Genomic DNA, 24,198 nt, shown 5'->3' on the forward strand with positions numbered 1-24,198 from the left:
GGAAGAATGGCCGGGAGGAGACGACGCCATGGAACCGACGATCTACCTTTTCTTCAACGGGACCTGCCTGGAAGCGATGACCCACTACGCCGCAACCCTCGGCGGCGAGGTCCTCTACGTGTTCCGCAACGGCGACGCTCCGGATGCGGAAAGCCGGATGCCCGGCGGTGATCATCTTGTGATGAACATGATGGTGAAGCTGGGGGCGGCCAGGGTGATGGCGTCCGACACGCCGGACAGCATGCACAGCAAGCCGCAGGGCTTTGCGGTGTCGATCGCCCCGCCGTCGCTCGCCGAGTTCGACCGTGTTTACGGCGCGCTCGCCAAGGACGCCCGGTCCGTGGAGATGCCACCGGGCGAAACCTTCTGGGCTGAGCGCTTCGCCATGTTCACCGACCGGTTCGGCACGCCCTGGATGCTGAATTACGAAGGCGCGAAGGCCGCTGGCGCGGCGTCCTGACGACGGCATTTGGAAAGGCCCGTGCGGACAAGGGCCTTCCGTTCAAACTTCCGTCCAAACATGGGAGGAACGACATGGCTTACATCGACGGGTTCGTCATCGCGGTTCCGACTGCCAACAGGCGGGCCTTCATCGACCACGCGAGCAAGGCCGACAGCGTGTTCAAGGAGCTCGGCGCAACGCGCATTCTCGAATGCTGGGGCGACGACGTGCCCGACGGCAAGCTCACCGATTTCCGCCGGGCGGTGCAGGCGACGGACGACGAGACCGTCGTCTTCTCCTGGATCGAATGGCCGGACAAGGCCACGCGGGACGCCGCCATGGGGCGGATGGAGGAACTCATGAAGACCGACGAACGGTTCAGTCAGGAGAAGAATCCGATGCCCTTCGACGGAAAGCGGATGATCTTCGGCGGCTTCGCGCCGGTCGTCGAGCTGTGAACGGCGGCCTCAGGGGCGGGTAAGCGCGCCCGCCCCGATGCCGGAAAGCCCGAGATCCGCGGCGGCGCCCCGCATCACCTCCACCGCATCCCGCCTCCTCATGCACCGCCACCCCGCCTCCGCCAGCGCCTCCCGTCGCGCGTCGTCCGCGACCAGGGCGCAGGCCGCCTCGACCAGCCCGTCGTAAGGGGCGAAAGCCATGGCCTCCAGCAGGTCGGGGTCGATCCCGGTGTCGGGGTGGCGCTCGGCCAGAACCGCCTTGCGGTTCGACAGCAGGTGGGAGACGCGGACGATCTCGAAAATGCCCGCCTCGTAGTAATGCAGGTTCAGCACCAGCTTCGCGTCGGCGACGAAGCGGTCGCGCAGGTCGCCGTAATAATGCTGGAGGCTGACCACGGTCAGGCCGCGCTCGCCCAGCGCGTCGAGGATCGCGCGGCGGCGCGGGTTCACGGCACCGTAGAACAGCACGTCGATGCCGGGGGAGGGGCTGTTCGGGATGCGGGTCATCTCGTCCACATGGCCGATGGGGACGTGCCGGGCCCGGATGCCCTGGCGGGCCAGATCGGCGATGTTGCGCGGGCTGTAGTCCCACACCCGGCAGCGGCGCAGCAGGTCCAGGTAATGGGCGTTGCGCGGGTGCAGCGTGGCGATCTGCTCCAGATTGTAGAGGATCGTGCCGCTGGGAAGCCGGTCGCCTTCCTCCGGCGACAGGTCGTGGGCGCCCAGCACGATGGCGCGGCGCCGCCGGCCCACGCGGTTCCAGGCGATGGCCGCGTCGACCCCCAGCCGGCGCAGCGCGAAGCACAGGGTCTCCGCGACCTCTCCGAAGACGCTGGCCCCGGCGTCGCCCAGGCCGTTCTTCTTGATGATGACGATGTCGATTCCGCCGGTCATGCGCCCGCCCCTCCGCTCCGCGCGCCCATCCTAAGGCGCCGGGGGACCGCCGCACAAAAAGAAACCCTCCTTCCCTTGCGGGAAGGAGGGCGTGCAGTCAGGGGACGTCGCGGATGCTTAGGCCGCGACCAGCTCCTCAAGGGAGCGTTCGATGATGTCCAGACCCTCGTCCACCAGCGCGTCCGACGCGGTCAGCGGAACGAGGATGCGGATCACGTTGCCGTAGGTGCCGCAGGACAGCAGGACGAGGCCCTTCTCCGCCGCCTTGGCGACCAGCGCCTTGGTCAGCTCCGCCGCCGGTTCCTTGGTGTCGCGGTCCTTCACCAGCTCCATGGCGATCATGGCGCCCAGGTTGCGCACGTCGCCGATCACCGACAGGGTGTTGCGCTGGGCCATGCTGCGGAAGCGGCCCGCGATGCGCTCGCCCAGGTCGTTGGAGCGCTGGATCAGCTTCTCCTCCTCGATGACGTCCAGCACGGCGAGCGCCGCGGTGGTCGCCAGCGGGCTGCCGGCGTAGGTGCCGCCGATGCCGCCGGGGATCGGGGCGTCCATGATCGCCGCCTTGCCGGTGACCGCCGACAGCGGGAAGCCGCCGGCCAAGCTCTTCGCCATGGTCATCAGGTCGGGCTCGACGCCGGAATGCTCGATGGCGAACATCTTGCCGGTGCGGGCGAAGCCGGTCTGGATCTCGTCGATGATCAGCAGGATGCCGTTGTCGTCGCAGATCTTGCGCAGGGCCTGGAGGAACTCCGGCGGGGCGATGTTGAAGCCGCCCTCACCCTGCACCGGCTCCACGATGATCGCGGCGACGCGGGTGGCGTCCACGTCCGACTTGAAGAGCTGCTCCAGCGCCTTCAGGCTGTCCTGGACGCTGACCCCGCGGTAGGCGTTGGGGAAGGGCGCGTGGTAGACCTCCGCCGGGAAGGGGCCGAAGCCGACCTTGTAGGGCACGACCTTGCCGGTCAGCGCCATCGCCAGCAGCGTGCGGCCGTGGAAGGCGCCGGTGAAGGCGATCACGCCGGGACGGCCCGTGTGGGCGCGGGCGATCTTCACGGCGTTCTCGACGGCTTCCGCGCCCGTGGTGAAGAAGGCGGTCTTCTTCGGCGTGGAACCCGGAACCAGCGCGTTCAGCCGCTCCGCCAGGGTCACGAAGGACTCGTAGGGCGTGACCATGGCGCAGGTGTGGGTGAAGCGGTCCAGCTGGGCCTTCACCGCCTCGACGATCTTCGGATGGCGGTGGCCGGTGTTCAGAACCGCGATGCCGCCCGCGAAGTCGATGAAGCGGTTGCCCTCGACGTCCCACAGCTCGGCGTTCTCGGCGCGGTCCACATAGACCGGCATGGCGTTGGCGAGGCCGCGCGGAACGGCGGCGTTGCGCCGCTCCTGGAAGGACTGGTTGCTCATCTCTAACCCCCGATTGGAAAGGATGGCGTCAGGCGCCCAGGCCGACGCACAGGTACTTGATCTCCAGGAAGTCATCCACGCCGTACTTGGAGCCTTCCCGGCCGATGCCGGACTGCTTGATGCCGCCGAACGGCGCCACCTCGGTCGACAGGATGCCCTCGTTGATGGCGACCATGCCGTATTCGAGCTGCTCCGCCACGCGCCACACCCGGCCGATGTCCCGGCTGTAGAAATAGGCCGCCAGACCGAATTCCGTGTCGTTCGCCATGCGGACGGCGTCGGCCTCCGTCTCGAACTTGAACAGCGGGGCGACCGGGCCGAAGATCTCCTCGCGGGCCACGCGCATCTCCGTCGTGACGCCGGTCAGGATGGTCGGCTCGAAGAAGGTGCCGCCCAGATCGTGGCGCTTGCCGCCGAGCGCCACCGTGGCGCCCTTGGCCACCGCGTCGCCCATCAGCTCCTCGACCTTGTCGATGGCCTGGCTGTTGATCATCGGACCCTGGCTGACCCCGGCCTCCAGGCCGTTGCCGACGCGGATCTGCTTCACCGCCTCGACCAGCTTGGCGGCGAAGGCGTCGTAGACGCCGGCCTGGACCAGCAGACGGTTCGCGCAGACGCAGGTCTGGCCGGAGTTGCGGTACTTGGACGCCAGCGCACCCTTGACCGCCTCGTCCAGGTCGGCGTCGTCGAACACGATGAAGGGCGCGTTGCCGCCCAGTTCCAGCGACACCTTCTTCACCGTGTCGGCGGACTGGCGCATCAGGATCTTGCCGACCTCGGTCGAGCCGGTGAAGGACAGCTTGCGCACGATCGGGTTGGCGGTCAGCTCGCCGCCGATGGCGACGGGGTCGGAGCCGGTGACGATGTTAAACACCCCCGCCGGGACGCCCGCGCGCTCGGCCAGCTCGGCCAGCGCCAGGGCGGACAGCGGCGTGTCCTCCGCCGGCTTGACCACCACGGTGCAGCCGGCGGCCAGCGCCGGGCCGACCTTGCGGGTGATCATGGCGTTGGGGAAGTTCCAGGGCGTGATCGCCGCGACGACGCCGATCGGCTCCTTCAGGACGACGATGCGCTTGTTGCCGGCGAAGGTGGGGATCACGTCGCCGTAGACGCGCTTGCCTTCCTCGGCGAACCACTCGATGAAGCTGGCGCCGTAGGCGACCTCGCCGCGGGCCTCGGCCAGCGGCTTGCCCTGCTCCAGCGTCATCAGGACGGCCAGATCCTCCTGCGCCGCCATGATCAGCTCGAACCAGCGGCGCAGGATTGCCGCGCGCTCCTTGGCGGTCTTGGCGCGCCAGGCGGGCAGGGCTGCGTCGGCGGCGTTGATGGCCTGCCGCGTCTCTTCCGCACCGACGTCGGCGACCCGGGCCAGCTCCTCGCCCGTCGCCGGGTTGGTCACCGCGAAGGTCTTGCCGGAGAAGGCGTCGCGCCACGCGCCGTTCACATAGGCTTGTGTCCGAAGAAGGCTCTGGTCGTTCAGCGACAGCATTGTGATCCGCCTCGATTTGCGATGTGGAAGGAGCGTACCCATGTTTAATAAATTAAACAACCCTAATCGGGTGTTGAGTTTTTGATGACGCACACACGCGAATCCGGTATGCCTTCCGGTCAGGAGTGAGGAACCGATCCATGGATGTGGACGCTGTCGATTTCAACGTGGGCGCGCGCCTGAAGCAGGTGCGGGAAGCGCACGGCCTGTCCCAGCGCCAGTTGGCGCAACGGGCGGGCGTGACCAACGGCACCATTTCGCTGATCGAGCAGAACCGCTGCAGCCCTTCGGTCTCCTCCCTGCGCAAGGTGCTGCAGGGCATCCCGATGACGCTGGCGGAATTTTTCTCCTCCGACGACCTGCCGCCGCGCGAGCAGATCTTCTTCAAGGGCGGCGAGCTGATCGAACTGACCGGTCTGGTGAAGAGCCGGGTCGGCTCCATCTCCTTCCGGCAGGTGGGCGACCTGCGCGGGCGCAACCTTCAGGTCCTGCACGAGAAATACGCCCCCGGCGCCGACACCGGCGGCCGCACCATGCTCCAGCACGATTCGGAGGAGGGTGGGGTCGTCATCAAGGGCCGGATCGAGCTGACGGTCGGCGACCGCAAGGAGATCCTCGGCCCCGGCGACGCTTATCTGTTCGACAGCCGCATCCCGCACCGCTTCCGCAACCTCGGCGAGGAAGAGTGCGAAATCATCAGCGCCTGCACCCCGCCGTATCTGTAATTCCCTCTGTAGTCCCCTCTCTCCCCTGCTCACGCGCAAACGAAGTTTGCGCTGACGCGACAGGCGGACCTTTGGTCCGCCGAAAGCGGGGAGAGGGTTAGGGGGAGGGGGGTGCACTTTTGCCGAACGTACCGCCACGTACACCCTCCTCACCGGCCCTTCGGGCCACCCTCTCCCAAGGGGGGAGAGGGTTGATTTAGCTGAAGTTTAATCGTGGCACGCCGCGGGTGGCGTTCCACGGAACGGGAGTCAGCGCAGATTGCCCTTCAGCCGCTCGTTGCGGCGGCGCAGGGCCTCCAGCGTGGCGAGCAGGATGACCGAGATGGTCGTCAGGATCACCGCCGCCGCCGTGATGGTCGGGCTGATGTTCTCGCGGATGCCGCTGAACATCTCGCGGGGCAGGGTGCGCTGCTCCGGACCGGCCATGAACAGCACCACCACCACCTCGTCGAAGCTGGTGGCGAAGGCGAACAGGGCGCCCGACGCCAAGCCCGGCAGGATCAGCGGCAGGATCACCCGGCGGAAGGCGTAGAGCGGCGACGCGCCGAGCGAGGCGGCGGCGCGGGCCAGATTCATGTCGAAGCTCTGCAGCGTCGCGCTGACCGTGATGACCACGAAGGGCGTGGACAGCGCCGTGTGCGCCAGGATCAGACCGGCGTAGCTGCCGGTCAGTCCGATGGGGGCGAAGAAGAAATACAGGCCGACCGCGGTGATGACGCCGGGCACGACGACCGGCGACAGCACGATGGCCAGCACCAGCGGCTTGAACTTGCTTTTCCACTGGGCGAGGCCGAGCGAGGCCAGCGTGCCCAGCACCATCGACAGGATGGTGGAGGCCACGCCGATGATGACGCTGTTCTTCAGCGACGACACCCAGCGCGGGGAGTTGAGGAAATCCTCGTACCAGCGCAGCGACAGGCCCGGCAGCGGGTAGGTCAGGTAGGAGCCGGAACTGAAGGACAGCGGCATGATCGCCAGGATCGGCGCCATCAGGAAGACCAGCACCAGCGAGGCGACGACGACGGTGGTCGTCCAGGCCGCGCGCTGGCTGGCCGTGCGGGGGGCGTGATTGTCACTCAATTCTTCATCCCTCCCGTGACCTGCTGGCCATGGACCAGCTTTCCATAGACGACGGCCAGCAGCAGCGTGGCGAGCAGGAGCACCGCGCCCAGCGCCGAGGCGAGGCCCCAGTTGACGGTTTCCGTGGTGTAGAAGGCGATGAAGTAGCTGATCATCTGGTCGGCGGCACCACCCACCAGGGCCGGCGTGATGTAGTAGCCGATGGCCAGGATGAAGACGAGCAGGCTGCCCGCCCCGATGCCCGGCACGGTCTGCGGCAGGTAGACCCGCAGGAAGGCGGTGACCGGCGAGGCGCCGAGCGACGCCGCTGCCCGCATGTAGGCCGGGGAGATCGACTTCATGCTGCTGTAGAGCGGCAGGATCATGAAGGGCAGCAGCACATGCGTCATCGCCACATAGACGCCGAAGCGGTTGTAGATCAGCCGCAACGGCTCGTCGATCAGGCCGAGCCAGCGCAGGCTGTCGTTCACGATGCCCTCGCTCTGCAACACGACGATCCAGGCGCAGGTGCGCACCAGAAGCGAGGTCCAGAAGGGCAGCAGCACGAAGATCATCAGCAGGTTCGACTGGCCCGTGGGCAGCGTCGCCAGCATGTAGGCGACCGGGAAGCCCAGGATCAGGCACAGCGCCGTGACGCCGAAGCTGATGGTGAAGGTGCGCCCGAAGACGTCGCGGTAGATCGCCTGCTCTTCCGGTGCGGCGACGATGGCGCCGTCCAGATTGCGGGTCAGGTCGAGCGCGCCCAGCAGGTAGAAGCCGGTGAGCGGCCCGCTGGCGCCCTTGATGGCCGCCCAGGTGGCGCGTTCGCCCCAGGCCGGGTTGATGGCGATCAGCGTGGCCTTGGCGGTGCCGGGGTCCGGCAGGGTCTTCAGGTTGCGCGCCGTGCCCGCCATGATGGTGCGGAACCCGTTCAGCGCGTAGTTCAGCCGCTTGGACGCGATGGCGACGGTGCCGGCGTCGCGCGCCGTCCGGATGTCGCCCGCGAGCGCGGCGAAGGCCGGCTCGCCCGGAACGTCCTTGCCGTCCCAGTCGGCCAGGGCGGCGACGGTGTGGGGCAGGACCTGACGCACCTCCCAATCGTCCACCGACCGCCAGAGCATGCCGGCGATGGGACCGAGGAAGGTGAAGAGAAGGAAGAGGAGAAGCGGCAGAATCAGCGCCAGGGCCTTGAGCCGGCGCGTCCGCTCCGCCCGTTTCAGGCGGCGCTTGAGAGGCACCTCGGACGACGCATCGGCGCCGGCGACGAACGCGGCTGTCATGGGCGGCCTATTTCGAAGAATGCGGTAGAGAGATGTGCGGAGTGGTCGAGGTGGAGCCCCCTCCCTAACCCTCCCCCGCTTCGCAGGGGAGGGGACTTGAAGCCCTCCCCTGCGAAGCGGGGGAGGGTTGGGTGGGGGCTCTGCTCAGCGGCTTACTTCGCCGCCCACTTGTTGAAGCGCTCGGTCAGGCGGTCGATGTTCTCCAGCCAGAAGGGAACGCTGATCTCGACGGCGTTCTTCATGTTGTCCGGAGCGGTCGGCAGATCCTTCAGGACGGCGGGGGCCAGCTTCGACGGGGCGTCCTTGTTGGACGTGCCGTAGGCGATGTTCTCCGACAGCTTGGCCTGGTTCTCCGCCTTGCCGGCGAATTCCAGGAACTTGTAGGCGGCGTCCTTGTTCGGGCTGCCCTTCAGGATGACCCAGCTGTCGATGGTGTAGAGCGCGCCGTTCCACACCATGCCGAAGTTCTTCTTCTCGGCCTTGTTCGCGGCGTCGATGCGGCCGTTGTAGACCGAGGTCATCGCCACCTCGCCCGACGCCAGGAGCTGCGGCGGCTGCGCGCCGGCCTTCCACCAGACGATGTCGTTCTTGATGGTGTCCAGCTTCTTGAACGCGCGCTCCAGACCCTCTTCGGTGCCCAGCACCTTGTAGACGTCCTTCGGCGCGACGCCATCGGCCATCAGGGCGATCTCCAGGGTGGTCTTGGCGCCCTGGCGCAGGCCGCGTTTGCCCGGATACTTCTTGGTGTCGAAGAAGTCGGCCCAGCTCTTCGGCGCGTCCTTCAGCTTGTCCTTGTCGTAGCCGAGCACGAAGTCGTACACGATCGCGCCGACGCCGCAGGCGTCGACGGTCTGCGGCAGGTACGCCTGCTCGCCGCCGATCTTGTTGAACTCCATGGTCTCGAACAGGCCCTCTTCACAACCGACGGCCAGTTCCTCGCTCTCCACCTGCACGACGTCCCAGGTCGCCGCGCCGCCCTGCACCTTGGCGCGCAGCACGCCGATGCCGCCGTCCCAGGACTCGTCGTTCAGCGGGGTGCCGGTCTTCTTGAACGGCTCGAAAAACACCTTCTTCTGGGCTTCCTGATAGGCGCCGCCCCAAGACACGACCGTCAGGTCGCGGGCCTGCGCGGCGGTGGCCAGCGCCACACCGGCGGTGAGCGTCGCAAGGAACCCAACTGCCACCTTAAGCTTCGACATCGTCCCCGTTCCTTCATTATGTATGGTTGCGTCAGGAGGTGGTGCGCCCCCCGGCCCCCCTCCCGGAGAGGCCGGCCGGACGGACGGGTGCCGATCACACGGGATCGAGCGCCCGGCAGTCCTCGGGGCGGAAGCCGATGGACACGCTCTGGCCGTGGCTGAGACCCGCATGGGCGCCCGGCGGCAGCTTGACCATGAATTCCCCGTTGCCGGCGACCTTCAGCACGGCCAGCGCGTGGTCGCCGAGATAGATGGTGTCCTGCACCTGGGCGGGCAGGGCGTTCAGCCCGTCCGGCGCCTGCCCGTCGGTCAGGATGCTGATGCGTTCGGGCCGGACCGACAGCGCGGTGGCCGTGCCCGGGCCGGCCACATTGATCGCCTGGGCCACGACCGAGCCCCCCGCGGCCAGCGCCACCCGGCAGAAGCCCTGTTCGATATTCTCGACGGTGCCGGCCAGCACGTTGTTCTCGCCGATGAAATTGGCGACGAAGCTGTTGACCGGGCGTTCGTACAGCGCGTCCGGCCTGTCGATCTGCTGCACGATGCCGTCGTTGAACACAGCGATGCGGTCCGACATGGTCAGCGCCTCGCTCTGGTCGTGGGTGACGTAGACGACGGTGATGCCCATCGTCTCGTGCAACTGCTTGATCTCAAGCTGCATGTGCTCGCGCAGCCGCTTGTCCAGCGCGCCCAGCGGTTCGTCCATCAGGACGAGCTGCGGGTTGAAGACCAGCGCGCGGGCCAGCGCCACGCGCTGCTGCTGGCCGCCCGAAAGCTGGCCGGGGTGCCGGTGCGCCAGATTCTCCAGCTTGATCATGCGCAGCGCCGACCGCACCCGCTCCTTCACCTCCGCCCGCGGCATCTTGCGCACGGTCAGCGGGAAGGCGACGTTCTCCTCGATCGTCAGGTGGGGGAACAGCGCGTAGTTCTGGAAGACCATGCCGATGTCGCGCTTGTGCGGCGGCATGTTCTTGATCGGCCGGTCGGCGAGATAGATCTCGCCATGGGTCGGAACCTCGAAACCGGCCAGCATCATCAGCGTGGTCGTCTTGCCCGAGCCGGAGGGGCCGAGCAGGGTGACGAACTCGCCCTTCCGGATGTCGAGGTCGAGGTTCTTCACCACGAGGTGCTCGCCGTCGTAGGTCTTCTGCACCCCGACGAAGCGCACCAGTGCCTGTGCGGTCGTGACCATGCCGCCGTCCATCATCCTCCCCCCGTCCGAGCTATCCCGGTCCAGATCCCGCTCCAGGGTTGCGTTCCCGGCACAGGACCTATGCAATGGGTCAGACGGTATACCCGTTTAATAAATTCGACAAGCCCGTTGCTCGCGTCATGATCATTTCAACGGTCTGGCGAAATTTTGTGCATCTGCGAAGGCCATGCACGCGGTTTGAACGGGAGTTTGCTCCTTCCTTGACCGGTTGAGAACCCCGACTTTGGGCGGTTTGGGGTCCGGACGGGCGATTTTGTCCGAGTCGCCCGTCACGCGCCGCGGGCGGGCGGAGAAAAAGGAACGATCCGTTCCACGAGGTCGGTGAATTTTTTCACCAGGGGGGAGCTTTCGTTGCTCCGCCGGGCCAGTTGCAGGGTGGTGAAGGCGTCCGGCGTGTCGAGCGGGCGGTACACCACCCCTTCCAGCGCCACCTGCCGCAACTGGCCGGGCAGAATCGACACGCCCAGCCCGGCGGCGATCAGCCCGATGATGGTGAAGGCTTCCCGGGCGTCCTGCGTCACGTTGGGGCGGAATCCGGCGGCGGCGCAGAGCGCGAAGACCTGCTCGTGCGTGCTGGTGCCGAAATCGGCGGGGTAGAAGACGAAGGGCTCGTCGCGCAGGGCGGCCAGCGGCACGATCTCCCGCCCGGCCAGCGGATGGTCGGCGCGCATCACCGCCAGCAACGGCTCCCGCACGACCTCGTGGAAGCGGAAGGACTCGGGCTCGGGGACGAATCGCGGTTCCCGGATGAAGCCGACGTCCAGCCGGCGGTCGGCCAGCGCCGTCAACTGTTGCTTCGACGGCAGTTCCACCAGCGTCAGATGCACGTCCGGATGGGCGCGGCGGTAGGCGTCGATGATCCGCGGCACCATCGGCAGGAAGGGGGCGGCGGCGGTGAAGCCGACTCGCAGCTCGCCGACCTCTCCCCGCGCGGCGCGGCGGGTCAGCACGGCGGCGCGTTCCGCCCGCGCCAGGATCTCCCGCGCCTCGCCCAGCAGAAGCTGGCCCGGCTCGGTCAGTTCCACCCGGCGCTTGGTGCGTTCGAACAGGCGGGCGCCCAGCTCCGCCTCCAGCGCCTGGATCGACTGGCTGAGCGGCGGCTGCCCGATGCCCAGCCGGGCGGCGGCGCGGCTGAAATGCAGCTCTTCGGCGACGGCGACGAAGTGGCGGAGGTGGCGCAGGTCCATGCGCCCAATCTTATATGTTTTTCATATTAAAGTCTCCTGATAAATGTATTTGAACCATGAAAGCGACCGCGCCATGTTGGGGCGCATCGGACCTAGGGAGACACCAAACATGGCCGCCAAGACCGGAGCCGCCTCCGCGAAGCTCGCATCCTTCACCTGGGAAGACCCGCTGCTTCTCGACGAGCAGTTGACCGAAGACGAGCGGATGATCCGCGACGCCGCGCGGAGCTATTGCCAGGACAAGCTGCTGCCGCGCGTGACCGAGGCCAACCGGCACGAGATCTTCCACCGCGAGATCATGAACGAGATGGGCGAGCTGGGCTTCCTCGGCCCGACCATCGACGGCTATGGCTGCGCGGGCGTCAACTACGTCTCCTACGGTCTGGTCGCCCGCGAGGTGGAGCGGGTGGACAGCGGCTACCGCTCCGCCATGTCGGTGCAGTCCTCGCTGGTCATGCACCCGATCTACGCCTACGGCAGCGAGGCCCAGCGGGAGAAATACCTGCCGAAGCTCGCCACCGGCGAGTGGATCGGCTGCTTCGGCCTGACCGAGCCGGACGCCGGTTCCGACCCCGCGGGCATGAAGACCCGCGCGAAGACGGTCGCGGACGGCTACATCCTCACCGGCTCGAAGATGTGGATCACCAATTCCCCGGTCGCCGACGTCTTCGTCGTCTGGGCGAAGAACGACGCGGGCAAGATCAACGGTTTCGTGCTTGAGAAGGGCATGAAGGGCCTGTCGGCGCCGAAGATCGAGGGCAAGTTCTCGCTCCGCGCCTCGGCCACCGGCGAGATCGTCATGGACGAGGTCTTCGTGCCGGAGGAGAACCGCCTGCCGAACATCGAGGGCATCGTCGGCCCGTTCGGCTGCCTGAACCGCGCCCGCTACGGCATCGCCTGGGGCGCCATGGGGGCCGCGGAGTTCTGCTTCCACGCGGCGCGCCAGTACCAGCTCGACCGCAAGCAGTTCGGGCGTCCGCTGGCGGCGAACCAGATCCCGCAGCTCAAGTTCGCCAACATGCAGACGGAGATCGCTCTGGGCCTCCAGGCCGCGTTGCAGGTCGGGCGTCTGCTCGACGCGGGCAAGGCGGCGCCGGAGATGATCTCGCTCATCAAGCGCAACAACTGCGGCAAGGCCCTGGAGATCGCCCGCGTCGCCCGCGACATGCACGGCGGCAACGGCATCGCCGACGAGTTCCACATCATCCGCCATGTCATGAACCTGGAGGCCGTGAACACCTACGAGGGCACGCACGACATCCACGCCCTGATCCTGGGCCGCGCCATCACCGGCATCCAGGCGTTCAGCGCGTAACGTCTTCAAAAGGGGGCGGGGATTTACCACGAAGACACAAAGGCACAAAGATTCTTGTGAAGAGGCGCTGGCGCTGCGGTCAACTGCCCGAGAAGAGAACACCTCTTTGTGAAATTCTTCGTGTCTTCGTGGTGAGAACCCCCTCAACCGTTTCTGCGCTTCTGTCGGCAGCTTTGTCGAAAAGGATGTGTCCACCATGCCCGGCCCGCTTTCCCATGTCCGTGTCCTGGAACTCTCCCGCGTGCTCGCCGGGCCGTGGGCGGCGCAGACGCTGGCCGATCTCGGCGCGGATGTCATCAAGGTCGAACGGCCCGGCGCCGGGGACGACACGCGCGCCTGGGGTCCCCCCTGGGCCGGGGAGGAGTCGGCCTATTTCCTGTCCACCAACCGCGGCAAGCGGTCGATCACCATCGACTTCGAACGCCCGGAAGGGCAGGAGCTGGTGCGCAAGCTGGCCGCCCAGGCCGACGTCGTCATCGAGAACTTCAAGGTCGGCGGGCTGGTCAAGTACGGGCTGGATTATGACAGCCTGAAGGCGATCAATCCGGGCCTCGTCTACTGTTCGATCACCGGATTCGGGCAGGACGGCCCCTACGCCAAGCGGGCCGGCTACGACTTCATGATCCAGGGCATGGGCGGGCTGATGAGCATCACCGGCCAGCCGGACGCCGAGGCGGGCGGCGGGCCGGTCAAGGTCGGCGTCGCCGTCACCGACGTCTTCACCGGGCTCTACGCCACCATCGGCGTGCTCGGCGCGCTCGCCCACCGCGACCGGACGGGGGAGGGGCAGTGGGTGAACCTCGCCCTGCTCGACGTGCAGGTGGCGGTGCTGGCGAATCAGGCGATGAATTATCTGGTCGGCGGCAAGGCGCCGCAGCGGCTGGGCAACGCGCACCCGAACATCGTGCCCTATCAGGCGTTCGCGACGCTGGACGGCCACATCATCCTGGCGGTCGGCAACGACGGGCAGTTCGCCAAGTTCTGTCAGGTCGCCGGGCGTCCGGAGCTGGCGCAGGACCCGCGCTACGCCACCAACCCGGCCCGAGTCGCCAACCGCAAGGAGCTGGTGCCGATCCTGGAACTGCTGCTGGAGCAGCGCACCAGCCGCGACTGGCTGTCGGCGCTGGAGGCGGTGGGCGTGCCCTGCGGGCCGATCAACGACGTGTCGCAGGTCTTCGCCGACCCGCATGTCCAGGCCCGCAACATTCACCAGGATCTGCCGCACCCCAGCGCCGGGACCGTCCCGACGGTGGCGAGCCCGATCCGCTATTCCGCGACCCCCATCGAGCACACCGTCGCCCCGCCGACGCTCGGCCAGCACACCGACGCCGTGCTGGAAGAGGCGCTCGGCCTATGCGCGGCGGACATCGCGGCCCTGCGGGAGAAGGGCGTGGTCTGAACCGCGCGTTCCCGTCATTTTGCCGCCCTTCATCCCATCCCTCCTCCCGCCGCGTGCGGGGGAGGGATTTTTGCGTGAACCGAGATGACCGCCCTCACCACCCCGTCTTCCGCCGCCACCGACACCCGCCTGGGCATCCTGCTGATGCTGCTGGGCATGTCGCTGTTCACCGTCAACGACGCGCTCGGCAAATGGCTGGTCGCCGACTATCCGGTGGCGATGCTGCTGGCCATCCGCAGCCTGTTCGGCGCGGTGCTGCTGGCCCCGCTGATCCTGCGCGAGGGGGTGCGGTCGGTCTTCGCGGTGAAACGCCTGCCGTTGCATCTTCTGCGCGTCGGCTGCGTGGCGGGAGAGGTCGCCTGCTTCTATTGGGCGGTGCGGTCGCTGCCGCTCGCCAACGTCATGACCATCTACATGGCCGCCCCGCTGATCGTCACCGCCCTGTCGGTGCCGCTGCTGGGCGAGAAGGTGGGCTGGCGCCGCTGGGCCGCGGTGCTGGTCGGCTTCGCGGGCGTGGTGATCGTGCTGAACCCCACGGGCCAGTTCGACGCGCTGCCGTCGCTCATCGCCCTGTCCGGTACGGTGGTCTTCTCCCTCGGCCTGATCTCCACCCGGCTGCTGCGCGATTCCAGCAACCTGTCGCTGGTCAGCTTCCAGACCTTCGGCACCGGCCTGCTGGGCGGCGCGGCGCTGCCTCTGGTGTGGGTGCCGCCGCCGGGGCTGGATTTCCTGCTGCTGGGGGCGCTGGGCGTCACGGCGCTGGCCGGGCACGCGGCGATGAACCGCTCGCTCCAGCTCAGCCCGGCGGCGGTGGTGGTGCCGTTCCAGTATGTGTCGATCGTCTGGGCGGTGGCGCTGGACCTGCTGGTCTGGGGCACCGCGCCGACGCTGCGCATCCTGCTGGGAGCGCTGCTGATCATCGGCAGCGGCCTGTTCGTCTTCCACCGCGAGCAGGCGCTGAATCGCGGTGCCGCGGCGGAGTCCAACGCCGGTGGCGGTCCCGGCGCCTAATCCGGGAAGAAGCGCGGCTCCAGCCGGACGGACACCGGCCCGACCGGCGCCCAGCCGAGCCGCCCGATCACCGCGTTCGACTCCACCGCCCGGCGGCCCGGACCCAGCGACCATGTGACGTGACAGGTCCCGCCGCCGGGCCGGTCGGTGGTTCCGGCGATGGCGACGACCAGCGCCTGGACGCCCTCTCCGTCGTCGGCGAGGCCGACAATGGTCCCCTGGCGCTCCATGGGCAGCGGGTGCCTTGCCCCCACGCCATAGGCCAGCGTGACGTGATGGGCGACGGTGCGGGCGTAGCGCGGGGGAAACAGCGCCAGCAGGCGGGCGCGCTCCGCCTCCGGCAGCGCCCAGCCGACATAGCCCCGGCCGACGTGGCCCCGCTCACGGCTCATGCGGCCTCCCCGGTGCCGCTCAGCGGCGGGCACCTCTCAGGATGTCGTCCATGATCTGGTTGGCTTCCGCGGGGCCGGCAATCAGCTCGATCATGCGGATGGCGGTGTAGCCGGTCCGCGCGTCGCCGACGCCCTCGGACAGCGACTGGCGCGCCGTGCCGGTCAGGGACGCCGTGGTCTGCTGGGTCACGCTCTTCAACTCGCCGCGCAGGCCCAGCGTGTCGGCGATGGTCGAGCATTTGCGCAGGGCGCGGGCCTGGTTCTCCGCCTGCACCATCCGGGCGGTGTCGGCGCCGGGGGCCAGCGTCTCCACGGCGGACAGGATTTCCGTCTCCGCCCCGTCGAGCACCTGGGTGCGCACCAGCTCGTGCACGGACTCCCGGACGGTCTTCAGCCGCTGGTCGAAATCCTTGTTGCGGCTGTGCTCCATGGCGTTGCGCGTGGCCTCCAGGCTGGCCATCAGATCGACGGCGAGGGTCGCCGCGGCCATGCGGTCCACCGTGACGGTTGTGGTGGCGGCGCCGCGCGACCGCTCCTCGATCTGCGCCACCACGGTGCCGCTGAGATCCAGGAACAGAGTGGCGCGGTCGCTGGATTTCTGCCCGAGATCCATGTCCCACAGGCTGCCCAGCAGGATCGACGGATCGGTCAGGCGGGCCGCCGCCAGCAGGACGAACAGCTTCAGCGCCTCCGGGCGGGAGCGCGCGACCTGCCGCCCGATGGTCTGGATGCCCTCCAGATGGTCCTTGTGAAGTTTCTGGATCGGTTTGGGCGACAGGACGGCCTTCAACTCGGACACCGGCTGGGCGATGGTCAGTATCCTGGCGATGTCCTGGATCGTGCGGATGCGGTCGGGGTTCAGCCGCAGGCCGAGATCGTCCACGAAGCGGCCCGCCTCCGCCTCCTCCAGAATGTCGGCCACGGTGGCCGCGGCCATGCTCCAGAAGGCGCGGGCCGGCTCCACCCGCGACGCGCCGTCGCCAAGGGCGGCGGTCACGCCGCGCAGCCGGTCCTTGCCGATCTGGCCTTCCACCAGTGGCCACAGGGAGTTGACCACCCCGCGGTCGATCTTGTTCAGCGGTGCGGGCTGGCCGCCCGTGGGAAGCTGGAACAGGTCTTCGAAGGGTTCGCAGAACAGCCGCTTGAAGGTCGGGCGCCGCTTGGGCCGCACCTCCGCCAGGCGGGGGCGGATCAGCGAGAAGGTGTGCTGGACCTCCGGCAGGTCGCCGATCTGCTGCAGCAGGTCCACCACCTGCCGGAACCGGGCCTCGTCGATGTCCAGCAGCTTGGTGCCGAGGCTGAGGAGGGCATGGGGGTCCATGGTCATGGTCAGGCCGCCTTTGCCTTGATCGCCTCGATCCGCATGACGAGGTCCATGTCGAGCTGGCCGCTGCGCCAGTCCACATAGGCCCTCACCGTCCGGCGGTTCGCGGCCAGAAGCCCGTCCGCCAGCAGCGCGTGGTCGGACTTCTCCTCGTCCTTGGGCAGCAGGGGCAGGACGCGGAACAGCTCGTGCACGGCCATCTCCTGCTCGTGCTTGCTCCGGGTCTGGGCCTCCGCCCAGCTCGCGATGATGAAGTCCCAGCCGTCGAGCAGCCAGGACAGCCGGGTGGTGGCCCGCCGCACCAGCGGGCGCTTGACCTCCCACTGGCGCAGAAGCAGCTCGAAGGCCGCGACGGACTGGTCGAGCTGGTTCACCACGTTGCGGACCTGATTGAGCGTGTGCTCCGCCACCTCCGCGCAGAAGGTGCCGATGGGGGCGGTTTCCGACACGTTGCCGGTGGACCATTCGGTCATGCTGTCGCGGAATTGCAGCAGGTCGCGCGCCAGACGGCGCAGCCGCGCCGGCTTGGGCGAACTGGCGATGCCCACCGGCTCCATGAAGGTCGCCAGCTCGGCCACCCGCGTGTACAGCTCCGTCGGTTCCAGGGCGAGGCTCTGCGCCGCCTTTGTCATGTAGCTGCGGGTGAGCTGCTCGCCCTTCTCGGAACCGAGGCCGGCGCGCAGGATGTCCGACGACTCCAGCCCGACCGCCTTCAGAACCTCCACGATGAGCTGGTAATTGATGAGCAGCCGCTGCTCGTCCTCGTCGCGCAGGGCGGCCTCCGCCGCCTCCACGGCCAGCGGTCCGGCGAGGCCGCAGCGCGCCGCCTGGAGCACCGCCTTGCGGATGTCGTCCGGCGAGCAGCCGTCGCCGCGGCGGATCAGGTCCTGCAACATGCGGTCGTGGACCGTCATGGGAAAGGCGAGCGGCAGGCCCTTCCACGGCACCACATAGACGCCGTGCCCGTCCGAAAGGTTGGGGATCAGGACCTCCAGCAGCTCCCGGTCGTCCTTTCGCACCCGCGTCTGCGCCAGCACCGGGGTCGTGAAGGCCACGGCGGCGCCGCGCTCCTCGAAGGTGGACGGAGCAAAATTAATAAGTGAACGCATGGTTCTCGGGCTGGGAGGGGAGTGAAGGAATGCGTCGCACCAGCCATAGCATGGTCCACTCAATTTTTCGTTAAATCCGTACCAGATCGTCTTTCCCTCTGCCCTTTGTGGGTAGCGCGCCACGCCGCCGGCCTTTTGCCCGTTATTCGGCCAGAGGGTGCTGAGCAGGCAGGGGAGGCGCGGCGGATGGCCGTGGTGAAGTGGATCGGCTATGGGCTGCTGGGGCTGGCGGTGACCGTGGCCGCGGGCATCGGCATCGCGCTGGCCGTCTTCGACTGGAACGACGCCCGCGGCTTCATCGCCCGGCAGGCGTCCAAGGCGCTGAACCGCGAGGTCGCCATCGACGGCGCTTTCAACGTCCGGTTGGGGGACCCGCTGCGCATCCGCGTCGAGGGGCTGCGCATCGCCAACGCGGACTGGAGCGACGAGAAGACCATGGCCGAGCTGCGGGTTCTGGACCTCCAGCTTCGCCTTTGGCCGCTGCTGCGCGGCGACTTCGAATTTCCGGAAATCCGCCTGACCGGCCCCAAGCTGCTGCTGGAGAAGAACCGGGAGGGGGCGGCCAATTGGGCTTTCGGCGGGCCGGACCCGCGCAAGGAGGCCGCGAAGGAGACGGTCAAACCCGAAGACCGTGGCGACCTGCCGATCATCGAAACGCTGCTGGTCGAGGAGGGGCGCGTCCGCTTCCGCGATCCGGTCAGGAAGATCGACATCGACAGCGGAATCAACACCGCCGTCGGCGGCAACGGGGAGCAGGAGGTCCGGCTGGACGGCAAGGGCGATTTCGCCGGCAAGCCCTTCACCCTGACGGCGGCGGGCGGCTCGCTGGAGTATCTGCGCGACGACCCCAAGCCCTACCCGCTGCGGGTGGAAACCGCCATCGGCAAGACCCGCGGCAAGATCGAGGGCTCCATCGCCGAGCCGGTGCTTCTTCAGGGGGTGGACCTGTCGGTGGAGTTGCGCGGCGACGATCTGGCCGACGTCTTTCCGATCCTGGGCATTCCCGTGCCGAAGACGCGGCCCTACGCCATTTCCGGCCATCTGGGGCGCGACGGCGACGTCTGGCGGTTCGAGGGGCTGAACGGCAAGGTGGGGGAAAGCGACCTGTCCGGGCGGGTGGCGGTGGATCTGGGCGGCGACCGCCCGCGGATCATCGGGGACCTCACCTCGCGGAAGCTGGCGGCGGTGGATCTGGCCGGCTTCATCGGCGCCTCTCCGGAAGGGCGGGGCGACTACCCGACCAAGGGGCGGGAACGGATCATCCCGGCCACCGAGGTCCCGCTGGAGAAGCTCCGCACCGCCGACATGGACGTCAAGTTCCGCGGGGAGCATGTGGAGGCGCCCTTCTCCACGCTGGACGATTTGGACGCGCGGGCGAAGCTGGAGAACGGGCGGCTGGTGCTGGACCCGCTGTCGCTGGGCGTCGGCGGCGGGCGGGTGGCGGGAACGGCGGTGCTGGACGGCAGCCGCAAGACCCCGGCGCTGGACGTGAACCTGGATGTCCGGCAGGTGAAGCTGGCCCGGCTGTTCCGCGAGACGCCCTTCGCGAAGGAGATGGGCGGCACGGCCAGCGGGCGCATCCAGTTGAAGGGGCAGGGGGCCACCGTCGCCAACATCCTGGGCGCGTCCGACGGCAAGCTGGGCGTCGCGGTGGACGGCGGGCGGATCACCAGCTACGCGGTCAAGGGGCTGAAGACCAACATCCTGGAAACGCTGGGGGTGGTGCTGTCCGGCGACCAGCCCTTGCCCTTCAACTGCCTGGTCGCCGACGTGACGGTGAAGGACGGGCTGGCGGAAAGCCGGGCGCTGGTGCTCGACACGCCGGAAACGCTGGTGACGGCGGAGGGCACCATCAACCTGCGCAGCGAGGCGATGGACCTGACCGTGCTGGGGCGGGCCAAGAAGCCGCAGATCTTCGCCACCCACGTCCCGGTCCATGTGCGCGGCACGCTGGGCGATCCGGACATCGGCGTCAATCCGGCGGAATCGGCGGCGCGGGGGGCGGCGGCGGTGGCGCTGGGCGTTCTGCTGACTCCGCTGGCCAGCGTCCTGCCTTTTCTTGACCCTGGCAGCAATGAACAGCCACATTGTGGGGAACTCGTCAGGAACGCCCGTTCCCCGTCGAACTCCAGCACCGGCTCCGGCGGTTCCGGCGGAGCCGGCAAGGAACGCGACGCGGCTCCCCCGGGCTCTCCCTCCGGCAAGTCCCAGTAATCACGGATCAACCATCCCCGCAAAAGGCTGCATGACGCTCGATCAGGGATTCGCCTTCGGCATCATCGGCGCGGTGATCGCGCTGCTGATCTGGGACAAGCTGCGCTACGACCTCGTCGCCATGCTGGCGCTGCTGGCGGCGGTGGCCGCCGGGATCGTCAAGCCGGGGGACGCCTTCAAAGGCTTCTCCGACGACATCGTCATCATCGTCGGCTCCGCGCTGGTGGTCAGCGCCGCGGTCGGCCGCTCCGGCATCGTCGAGGAGGCGATGCGCCCCCTCAGCGCCCGCATGAAGACCGTGCCGGCGCAGATCATCGTGCTGACCGGGGCGGTGACCCTGCTGTCCGCGGTGGTCAAGAACATCGGCGCGCTCGCCATTTTCATGCCCATCGCCATGCAGGTGGCGCGGCGCAACGGGACCAAGGTGTCGTCGCTGCTGATGCCCATGGCCTTCGGCTCGCTGCTGGGCGGGCTGATGACGCTGGTCGGCACCTCCCCCAACATCATCGTCAGCCGCCTGCGCAGCGAGATGGTGGGCGAGCCCTTCGGCATGTTCGACTTCACGCCGGTCGGGCTGATCGTCGCGGTGGCGGGCGTCGCCTTCCTGGCGGTCGGCTACCGCCTGCTGCCCAGCGGGCGCCCGGCGGCCTCGGGCAGCGCCGGGGGCTTCTCCATCGACGACTACACGGCGGAGGCGCTCCTGCCGGAGAAGTCCCCCTTCGTCGGCAAGACGGTCGCCGATCTGGAAGCCTACGGCGAGGGCGACGTGACGGTCGCGGCGATCATCCGCGGGCGGCACCGCCGCCACATCCCGTCCGGCCATTGGGTGCTGCTGGCGGGCGACGTGCTGGTGCTGGAGGCCGACACCCAGGCGCTGGCCGACCTCGTGAAGCACGCCGGTCTGGCGCTGATGCACGAGAAGGAGCTGGAGGGGGTGGCGAGCGACGAGGATCTGGCGGTCCTCGAAGCGGTGGTGGAGCCGCGCTCCCCCCTGATCGGCAGCAACGTGGAGGACGTGGAACTGCGGGAGCGCTACGGCGCCAACCTGCTGGCGCTCAGCCGGCGCGGGCGGCCCATCCGCCAGCGGCTGCGCCGCGTGCGCTTCCAGCCGGGCGATCTGGTGGTGCTCCAGGCGCGGGCGGCGGGGCTGTCGGACACGCTGAACGAACTCGGCTGCCTGCCGCTGGCGGAGCGCAACCTGTCCATCGGGCGGCGGCGCAAGCGGCGGATGGCGCTGGCCGTCATGACGGTGACCATCGCCATGGTGGCGACCAGCCTCGTGCCGGTGGCGCTGGCCTTCTTCGGCGCCGCGGTCGCCATGACGGCGCTGCGGGTGGTGACGCTGAAGGAAGCCTACGAGTCGATCGAATGGCCGATCCTGGTGCTGCTGGGTGCCCTGATCCCGGTCAGCGAGGCGTTGCGCACCACCGGCGGGACGGAGCTGATCGCCGGCTGGCTGTCCATCGTCGCGCAGGGGCTTCCGCCGATCGGCGCGCTGGCCCTGATGCTGGTGGCGGCGATGGCGGTCACGCCCTTCCTGAACAACGCGGCGACCGTGCTGGTGATGGCGCCCATCGCGGCCAGCCTCGCCAACCATCTGGGGCTGCGGCCCGATGCCTTCCTGATGGCGGTGGCCGTGGGGGCGGGGTGCGACTTCCTCACCCCCATCGGGCACCAATGCAACACGCTGGTCATGGGACCGGGGGGCTACCGCTTCAGCGACTATGCGCGCCTGGGCCTGCCGCTGTCGCTGATCGTGATCGTGCTGGGCACCGCGGCGATCGCGCTGTTCTGGCCCCTGATGCCGCACTGATGCCGGGGTGACGGCCTGATCCCCGACAAGCCCACGCTCGACAGCGGGGGTGGGGTGGGCCATATACTCGGTTCCCGTTCTGTACCGCTGGCGCGAGCGTTTTCCGATGTCCCATCCCGTCCTGACCGCCCTCCCGCAAAAGTCCCTGCCCAAGCTGGAGGCGGGCAAGAGGTTCGAACTGGTGTCGGAGTTCAAACCGTCCGGCGACCAGCCGCGCGCCATCGGGGAGCTGACCGAGGGGCTGCGCGCGGGCGAGAAGGATCAGGTGCTGCTGGGCGTCACCGGCTCCGGCAAGACCTTCACCATCGCGCATGTCATCCAGCACATCCAGCGCCCCACCCTGGTCCTCGCCCCGAACAAGACGCTGGCGGCGCAGCTCTATGGCGAGATGAAGTCCTTCTTCCCGAACAACGCGGTGGAATACTTCGTCTCCTACTACGACTACTATCAGCCGGAAGCCTATGTTCCGCGCACCGATACCTACATCGAGAAGGAATCCTCGATCAACGAGCAGATCGACCGCATGCGCCACTCGGCGACACGGGCTCTGCTGGAGCGGGACGACGTCATCATCGTGGCGTCGGTGTCCTGCATCTACGGCATCGGCTCGGTCGAGACCTATTCGGAAATGACCGTCGATCTGCGCAAGGGGGAGGTGGTCGCCCAGCCCGACCTGCTGCGCAAGCTGACCGAGCTTCAGTACAAGCGCAACGACGCGGCCTTCGGGCGCGGCCTGTTCCGGGTGCGCGGCGACACGGTGGAGCTGTTCCCCGCCCACATGGAAGACCGCGCGTGGCGCATCTCGCTGTTCGGCGACGAGATCGAGGGCATCCACGAGATCGACCCGCTGACCGGCGAGAAGATCGCCTCCCTGGAGGCCGTCCGCATCTATCCCAACAGCCACTACGTGACGCCCAAGCCGACGCTCAACCAAGCCATCGAGCAGATCAAGCGCGAGCTGAAGATGCGGCTGGAGGAGTTCAACGCCCAGGGCAAGCTGCTGGAGGCGCAGCGGCTGGAGCAGCGCACGACCTTCGACATCGAGATGATGGCGGCCACCGGCGCCTGCGCCGGCATCGAGAACTATTCCCGCTACCTGACGGGCCGCGCGCCGGGCGAGCCGCCGCCGACGCTGTTCGAGTATCTGCCGGGCGACGCGCTTCTGATCGTGGACGAAAGCCACGTCATGGTGCCGCAGATCGGCGGCATGTACCGCGGTGACCGGATGCGCAAGGAAACGCTGTCCGAGTACGGTTTCCGCCTGCCCAGCGCCATGGACAACCGTCCCCTGAAGTTCGAGGAGTGGGAGGGCATGCGCCCGCAGACGGTCTTCGTCTCCGCCACCCCCGGCCCGTGGGAGATGGAGCGCACCGGCGGCGTCTTCGCCGAGCAGGTGGTCCGCCCGACCGGCCTGATCGACCCGGAGGTGATCGTCCGTCCCACCGAAACCCAGGTGGACGACCTGATCCACGAGTGCAAGGAGGTGGTCGCCAAGGGCAACCGCGTGCTGGTCACCACCCTGACCAAGAAGATGGCGGAGGCCCTGACCGAATACATGCACGAGGCGGGTCTGCGGGTGCGCTACATCCACTCCGACGTGGAGACGCTGGAGCGCATCGAGATCATCCGCGACCTGCGGCTCGGCGCCTACGACGTGCTGGTCGGCATCAACCTGCTGCGCGAGGGGCTGGACATCCCCGAATGCTCGCTGGTCGCCATCCTGGACGCGGACAAGGAGGGCTATCTGCGCTCCAAGACCTCGCTGATCCAGACCATCGGGCGCGCCGCGCGCAACATCGAGGGCCGGGCGATCCTCTACGCCGACCGGATCACCGGCAGCATGCAGTACGCCATCGACGAGACGGCCCGCCGCCGCGAGAAGCAGCAGGCGTACAATCTGGAGCACGGCATCACGCCGGAATCCGTGAAGAAGGCCATCGGCGACATCCTGGAGAGCGTGTACGAGCGCGGCGACCACGTCACCGTGAAGACCGGCCTGAACGCGACGGAACTGGTCGGCCACAATCTGAAGTCCGTCATGGCCGACATCGAGAAGCGCATGAAGGCCGCCGCCGCCGACCTGGAATTCGAGGAGGCCGCCCGCCTGCGCGACGAGCTGCGCCGGCTGGAGGCGATGGATCTCGGGCTGGAGCAGCCCGGCAGCATCGGCATCAGCTCCGCCCGCCAGGGCCGCGGCATTCCCGAAGGCGCCCCGAAGAAGCAAGGCCGCCGGGCGCGGCGCTGACCGCCGCCATCATCGGAATAATTTCT

Annotated in this window: 20 protein-coding genes; 9 read left to right on the forward strand and 11 right to left on the reverse strand. The window is 68.1% G+C overall.

All coding sequences use genetic code 11. The features are described from left to right. The first annotated feature begins 28 nt into the window (after positions 1-28). Both QSG27_RS05375 and QSG27_RS05380 read left to right on the forward strand, forming a co-directional pair. Positions 29-460: a VOC family protein gene (locus QSG27_RS05375; RefSeq protein ID WP_306704109.1), complete on the forward strand. Its 432-nt coding sequence runs from the start codon at positions 29-31 to the stop codon at positions 458-460. Between the two features lie 74 nt (positions 461-534). After that, complete coding sequence (locus QSG27_RS05380) at positions 535-900, forward strand: DUF1428 domain-containing protein (protein ID WP_306704110.1); 366 nt, start codon at positions 535-537, stop codon at positions 898-900. 9 nt (positions 901-909) lie between these two features. On the opposite strand, the gene QSG27_RS05385 is transcribed toward QSG27_RS05380, so the two are convergent. The 3 genes from QSG27_RS05385 to QSG27_RS05395 form a co-directional block, all read right to left on the reverse strand. After that, a complete protein-coding gene (locus QSG27_RS05385) occupies positions 910-1,794 on the reverse strand; it encodes a hypothetical protein (protein ID WP_306704111.1) in 885 nt (294 codons plus the stop codon). 117 nt (positions 1,795-1,911) lie between these two features. Further along, entirely contained in the window at positions 1,912-3,198 is a 1,287-nt protein-coding gene (gabT, locus tag QSG27_RS05390; protein WP_306704112.1) for a 4-aminobutyrate--2-oxoglutarate transaminase, read from the reverse strand. A gap of 28 nt (positions 3,199-3,226) precedes the next feature. Then, positions 3,227-4,687 carry an NAD-dependent succinate-semialdehyde dehydrogenase gene (locus QSG27_RS05395; protein ID WP_306704113.1) on the reverse strand — a complete coding sequence of 487 codons (1,461 nt, stop codon included), beginning with the start codon at positions 4,685-4,687 and terminating at the stop codon, positions 3,227-3,229. A gap of 140 nt (positions 4,688-4,827) precedes the next feature. Here QSG27_RS05395 and QSG27_RS05400 point away from each other — a divergent pair, with 140 nt between their 5' ends. Next, complete coding sequence (locus QSG27_RS05400; RefSeq protein WP_306704114.1) at positions 4,828-5,412, forward strand: cupin domain-containing protein; 585 nt, start codon at positions 4,828-4,830, stop codon at positions 5,410-5,412. Between the two features lie 249 nt (positions 5,413-5,661). On the opposite strand, the gene QSG27_RS05405 is transcribed toward QSG27_RS05400, so the two are convergent. The 5 genes from QSG27_RS05405 to QSG27_RS05425 form a co-directional block, all read right to left on the reverse strand. Further along, complete coding sequence (locus QSG27_RS05405) at positions 5,662-6,492, reverse strand: ABC transporter permease (protein ID WP_306704115.1); 831 nt, start codon at positions 6,490-6,492, stop codon at positions 5,662-5,664. Next, positions 6,489-7,751 (reverse strand): ABC transporter permease, encoded by a 1,263-nt coding sequence (locus tag QSG27_RS05410; protein WP_306704116.1) that lies wholly within the window; start codon positions 7,749-7,751, stop codon positions 6,489-6,491. The genes QSG27_RS05405 and QSG27_RS05410 overlap by 4 nt, the downstream gene beginning before the upstream one ends. 152 nt (positions 7,752-7,903) lie before the next feature. After that, the gene (locus QSG27_RS05415) at positions 7,904-8,950 is read right to left on the reverse strand and encodes an ABC transporter substrate-binding protein (protein WP_306704117.1); all 1,047 of its coding nucleotides are present in this window, start codon (positions 8,948-8,950) and stop codon (positions 7,904-7,906) included. 94 nt (positions 8,951-9,044) lie between these two features. Beyond that, positions 9,045-10,142, reverse strand: a complete 1,098-nt coding sequence (locus tag QSG27_RS05420) for an ABC transporter ATP-binding protein (RefSeq protein WP_407653178.1) — start codon at positions 10,140-10,142, stop codon at positions 9,045-9,047. A gap of 290 nt (positions 10,143-10,432) precedes the next feature. Beyond that, positions 10,433-11,350, reverse strand: coding sequence for a LysR substrate-binding domain-containing protein (locus QSG27_RS05425; RefSeq protein ID WP_306704118.1), 918 nt, complete (start codon positions 11,348-11,350; stop codon positions 10,433-10,435). Between the two features lie 109 nt (positions 11,351-11,459). Here QSG27_RS05425 and QSG27_RS05430 point away from each other — a divergent pair, with 109 nt between their 5' ends. The 3 genes from QSG27_RS05430 to QSG27_RS05440 all read left to right on the forward strand — a co-directional run bounded on the left by QSG27_RS05430 (position 11,460) and on the right by QSG27_RS05440 (position 15,075). Continuing rightward, positions 11,460-12,665: an acyl-CoA dehydrogenase gene (locus QSG27_RS05430; protein ID WP_306704119.1), complete on the forward strand. Its 1,206-nt coding sequence runs from the start codon at positions 11,460-11,462 to the stop codon at positions 12,663-12,665. A 196-nt stretch (positions 12,666-12,861) separates the two neighbouring features. Beyond that, the gene (locus QSG27_RS05435; RefSeq protein WP_306704120.1) at positions 12,862-14,064 is read left to right on the forward strand and encodes a CaiB/BaiF CoA transferase family protein; all 1,203 of its coding nucleotides are present in this window, start codon (positions 12,862-12,864) and stop codon (positions 14,062-14,064) included. 84 nt (positions 14,065-14,148) lie between these two features. Continuing rightward, complete coding sequence (locus QSG27_RS05440) at positions 14,149-15,075, forward strand: DMT family transporter (RefSeq protein WP_306704121.1); 927 nt, start codon at positions 14,149-14,151, stop codon at positions 15,073-15,075. Here the strand turns inward: QSG27_RS05440 and QSG27_RS05445 are convergent. From QSG27_RS05445 to QSG27_RS05455, 3 genes are read right to left on the reverse strand one after another with little or no spacing between them, the layout of a single operon-like run. Then, positions 15,072-15,467, reverse strand: a complete 396-nt coding sequence (locus QSG27_RS05445; protein ID WP_306704122.1) for a hypothetical protein — start codon at positions 15,465-15,467, stop codon at positions 15,072-15,074. The genes QSG27_RS05440 and QSG27_RS05445 overlap by 4 nt on opposite strands. A 19-nt stretch (positions 15,468-15,486) precedes the next feature. After that, complete coding sequence (locus QSG27_RS05450) at positions 15,487-16,794, reverse strand: hypothetical protein (protein WP_306704123.1); 1,308 nt, start codon at positions 16,792-16,794, stop codon at positions 15,487-15,489. A 2-nt stretch (positions 16,795-16,796) separates the two neighbouring features. Further along, complete coding sequence (locus QSG27_RS05455; RefSeq protein ID WP_306704124.1) at positions 16,797-17,900, reverse strand: hypothetical protein; 1,104 nt, start codon at positions 17,898-17,900, stop codon at positions 16,797-16,799. A gap of 186 nt (positions 17,901-18,086) precedes the next feature. Here QSG27_RS05455 and QSG27_RS05460 point away from each other — a divergent pair, with 186 nt between their 5' ends. From QSG27_RS05460 to uvrB, 3 genes are all read left to right on the forward strand, one after another. Beyond that, positions 18,087-20,114: an AsmA family protein gene (locus QSG27_RS05460; protein WP_306704125.1), complete on the forward strand. Its 2,028-nt coding sequence runs from the start codon at positions 18,087-18,089 to the stop codon at positions 20,112-20,114. Positions 20,115-20,145: 31 nt separating this feature from the next. Further along, positions 20,146-21,927: an SLC13 family permease gene (locus tag QSG27_RS05465; RefSeq protein ID WP_306704126.1), complete on the forward strand. Its 1,782-nt coding sequence runs from the start codon at positions 20,146-20,148 to the stop codon at positions 21,925-21,927. A 106-nt stretch (positions 21,928-22,033) separates the two neighbouring features. Continuing rightward, a complete protein-coding gene (gene uvrB / locus QSG27_RS05470) occupies positions 22,034-24,172 on the forward strand; it encodes an excinuclease ABC subunit UvrB (protein ID WP_306704127.1) in 2,139 nt (712 codons plus the stop codon). Positions 24,173-24,198 lie beyond the last annotated feature (26 nt).

Source organism: Azospirillum isscasi, assembly GCF_030849505.1.
Taxonomy (GTDB): Bacteria; Pseudomonadota; Alphaproteobacteria; order Azospirillales; family Azospirillaceae; genus Azospirillum; species Azospirillum isscasi.